The organism is Flavobacterium cyanobacteriorum, assembly GCF_002251835.1.
GTDB lineage: Bacteria > Bacteroidota > Bacteroidia > Flavobacteriales > Flavobacteriaceae > Flavobacterium > Flavobacterium cyanobacteriorum.
The window spans coordinates 1-3,767 of sequence record NZ_NOXV01000115.1; the positions used below are offsets into that span (position 1 = coordinate 1).

The 3,767-nt window shown below is 40.4% G+C and carries 5 protein-coding genes; 3 read left to right on the forward strand and 2 right to left on the reverse strand.

What is annotated here, in order from left to right:
- Positions 1–58: 58 nt before the first annotated feature.
- Together CHU92_RS01420 and xrtF are read right to left on the reverse strand one after the other, a co-directional pair.
- Positions 59–502 (reverse strand): exosortase F system-associated membrane protein, encoded by a 444-nt coding sequence (locus CHU92_RS01420; protein ID WP_094411864.1) that lies wholly within the window; start codon positions 500–502, stop codon positions 59–61.
- Positions 480–1,031: an exosortase family protein XrtF gene (xrtF, locus tag CHU92_RS01425; protein ID WP_094411866.1), complete on the reverse strand. Its 552-nt coding sequence runs from the start codon at positions 1,029–1,031 to the stop codon at positions 480–482. The genes CHU92_RS01420 and xrtF overlap by 23 nt, the downstream gene beginning before the upstream one ends.
- A gap of 74 nt (positions 1,032–1,105) precedes the next feature.
- Between xrtF and CHU92_RS01430 the strand changes: the two genes are divergently transcribed.
- The 3 genes from CHU92_RS01430 to CHU92_RS01440 all read left to right on the forward strand — a co-directional run bounded on the left by CHU92_RS01430 (position 1,106) and on the right by CHU92_RS01440 (position 3,241).
- Positions 1,106–1,567, forward strand: coding sequence for a GAF domain-containing protein (locus tag CHU92_RS01430; RefSeq protein ID WP_094411868.1), 462 nt, complete (start codon positions 1,106–1,108; stop codon positions 1,565–1,567).
- Between the two features lie 501 nt (positions 1,568–2,068).
- Complete coding sequence (locus tag CHU92_RS01435; protein ID WP_094411870.1) at positions 2,069–2,632, forward strand: Crp/Fnr family transcriptional regulator; 564 nt, start codon at positions 2,069–2,071, stop codon at positions 2,630–2,632.
- 75 nt (positions 2,633–2,707) lie between these two features.
- The gene (locus CHU92_RS01440; protein WP_094411872.1) at positions 2,708–3,241 is read left to right on the forward strand and encodes an SRPBCC family protein; all 534 of its coding nucleotides are present in this window, start codon (positions 2,708–2,710) and stop codon (positions 3,239–3,241) included.
- The last annotated feature ends 526 nt before the right edge of the window (positions 3,242–3,767 follow it).

The following is a 3,767-nucleotide window of genomic DNA, read 5'->3' on the forward strand; positions in this document are numbered from 1 at the left end:
TGGTTAAGTTTGATAGTGTTAAATTTTATTTAGGACAGGATTGATTGCATTTTAAAATTCACGGATTTTGTTTCAATTTTTTTTGGTAATACACTGCCGGGATGAAAAGGATGAGGAAAAGCGGCTGTATAAGGAAACGCCTTACATAAAATAATGCCAGCAGGTTAGGTTCTTCCGAACTGATAACAATATAAAAAGCGCTTAAAAGCATTACAAAAAAAATGGCGTACAGTATAGCAGAAAGCTTTACTACCTGCCCGTCTTTAAAAAAGAACCATACTATGCCCAGAGACAATACTGTATTAATCCCATACCGAAAAGCGAGTCCCGCAAGTAGCTTCACGCTGTTAAAGTCCGGCAGTTGCTTTGAGTCTGACTTGAAAAAGCGGATTAGCGGATCATAAAATAAAGTGTCCTGGAACAGCCTTACGGAAACAAGGAGCGCCAGCAAAATGCCTATAATGATGCAATCAGCCGGGTTAAGTTTTAGTTTTTTCAGCATTACCGGAAAATTTAATAATCCATAAGATCCATAAAATAAAAACAACACCATAAATAAATGCAGGAAATACAATATCGTGCATTACTGTTTTATACTGCGGGTAATAGTAAAAACTCAGGCACAACAAGCCTACCCTGGCAACATTGAGGAAATGCATAAAGATGATACCCAAAATGATGTAGCTCAAAGTCCTTTTTAGCGTTGTAGAAAAAGCAACAATAAAAGAAGCAAATAAAATCATTACACTTATGGCGTTGCATCCTTCAACAATACGGGCCAGACTCTTGCCGTTGATAAAGAAACGATAGGCACTTTCATGTACTCGGGGCCGGGTAAAAGCATCCTCGCCTAAAAAATCAACAAAAGCCTCTGCCTGGCGGGCTACCGTTTTTGTCATGCCGTCAACTTCATTTTTCTCGGCATCATACTGCGAAAGGTAAAGCCAGTACATACCGGAAAGCAACAGGTAAGCAATACCGAACTTCAGCAGGAACAGAAAAAAAGCGCGGTTTTTCCGGAAGATATCCATGTATGGTATTTTTAACAAAAATATGTAAATTCACACAGGTTTAACAACTACTTTTGACCTAAACAGGATTACCCATGACATTTGAAGAATTAAAACCAAAAGTTATCGATATTCTTACCAGGAAAAATCATCTCAGGGAAGAAAAACTGCTACAATTGTGCCATCTTTTAAAAGATGCTATAGATTATTATGACTGGGTAGGCTTCTATTTCAGGAACGGTAAAAAAGAAGAGCTTGTACTTGGGCCGTATGCTGGCGAGCCTACCGACCATACTGTGATACCTTTCGGGAAAGGGATTTGCGGCCAGGTAGCCGTTTCTAACCAAAATTTTGTAGTGCCTGATGTATCAGCCCAGGATAACTATATTGCCTGCAGCCTTACCGTAAAATCTGAAATAGTTGTCCCGCTTTTTGTAAATGGCGAAAACATCGGGCAAATCGATATTGATTCGCATGTGCTTGACCCTTTTACAGAAAACGACGAGCGTTTCCTGGAGTTTGTAAATGCAGAGGTGGCAAAGCTTTATAACCAGTAATCGGTAACCGGATCTTTTCCGGAAAAGCGTTTTTTATGTTAGCAATTGTATTCCACCCGCAAAAATTTTATTAATAGACAAAAATAAACGTATGGATACTTTAGCCACCCCTTTGCTGGCATTGGCACATGCCCACCTGATTGGCTGTAAATGCTGACAAAAAGCTATAATTAAACTACTAATATCTGTTACGTCAGCCTCATTTACGTTATTCAGGCAGCATTGCAGTTTAAATCAGATGGGCTTGGCATCGGAATATATCGTGACGGAGAATTAAAATGGTAAAAAAAGGCCTGTACACAGACTCCCAACACTCGGCCAAGTGTAAAAATAATATTTGTTCTGGATAAACGCCTATTTATGACACGTAAATTTAACCGGAATTAAGCGACGCCTCACGGCAGCCTTCCTAATCCGCGGGTGCAATTGCAATGAATGTTAAAAGCAAGCAAGGGCTTTGCCGTTGATAGTACAGCCACCCCCCAAAAACAACAGTAAAAAATGGAAACATTAAAGCAGGAGATAAAAGATCTTTCACAAGGCAACAAAGACCAGGTTGCCGAAATTATACATTCATTGAAGTCAGTCCGGCTGGCAAAAGGCGATTTTTTACTCAAAGCAGGACAAATATGCAGGCAATACTTCTTTATTGACAGCGGTTCTATCCGGCTTTATTACCTCAAAGGCAGCAACGATTACACCGTATGGATTGGCACAGCAGGACAAATTTTTACTGACCTGGAAAGCTACCTGGGCCAAACCGAAAGCAGGCTGAATTTTGAAGCCATCGAAAACGCCACAGTGTACACAATCAGCAAAACCAACAGCGACAAGCTTGCTCTTAAAAACAACGCCTACAATACGCTATTGAGGCGGACAGTAGAAATTGCCTTTGTGAATTTGAGCAGAAATGTTATTTCGTTTCAAAGCGAAGAAGCATCAGAACGCTATAAAAGGATTGAGAAAGAGAAAAACTGGATAGCACAATATCCGTTAAAATATATTTCAAGCTTTATTGGTGTAACCCAAAGTTCCTTAAGCAGGCTAAGGGCTAAAAAAGATTAATTTTTTACCATAGGGCAAATTTGTTCTAAAAACCACTTTATACCTTTGAAGCAAACATTAAAAAGGAATATTTAAATGGTAACAACAATTTTGCTCTCAGTAGGCATCGGTTTTATTTTAGCACTAACCCTTCTTATAATTTTCCTGCCAGACGAGGTGCAGTACATTGAAACAATCGTTGTAAAGGCTCCAGTAACAAGAGTATATGACGCTATTCGCTATCAGGAGCAACTAATGGCCTGGAGTGCCTGGCCCAGTGAAACCAAGTCACAATGCTATGTAAAAAACACAGATGGCACCATTGGCGCCCGCACCGTCTACACAAAAAATAGAAAAGAATTCGGATACCAGGAAATCACGCACCTCACAGAAAACGAAAAAGTGACTTTCTACCTAAAAAGTTATGTAGCGCCATTTGAAAAAGATGTAAGGCTCTCGTTCATCATCAAAGAATTACCCGGCAATCAAACAGAGATAAATCTATGGTTTACAGAACTTCTCAGAAAACCACATTTTTTAATTGCTTACTTCGGCGGTATCTTAAAATGGGTTCACAATATGCACCTGAAAGATCTTGCTAACCTTAAAAAGTATGTTGAGCAACAATGAAAACCAGTAAAAATTGAATAAATGACAAGCGGTACGAAACCAAAAAAAGCAATTCGCCTGCTCACGGCTTCCGTAACAATTCAGGGAAAGGATCCACTCTGCCAAGATGCAAAAACAGTATCTGAAAGTGGCACATACGCCATGCAAAACTTTCCACCTGCCTACATACAGGTATCTTTAGCTTGCCTTTTCCCATAAAGCGATGTTCAATGCACAGAGGTTTTGCCGCATTATAATCTATTCCGGCAAGCCCGCCTCTTCATTCTTTTTCGGCAGGGAGAGTCTGCTTATTCCCCCCTCTCAAAAATAGATGCCCGCCCGCTCCCCACAAGCCATTTTATCAGGGCGTGTCCCTGCGGGCCGGGCTTTCCGCTCCAAGTCCTCATTCCGCTGCGCTCCATTGCGGGCTATCCGCTACAATCCCTCACGCGGGTGTGCGGTGAAGAAAGTATGGGCGTTTTTGTAAGGTATGATTGGTTAACAATGAAGTGGTTTAAACTTTTATTTTATTAAATTTCTTTAGTGC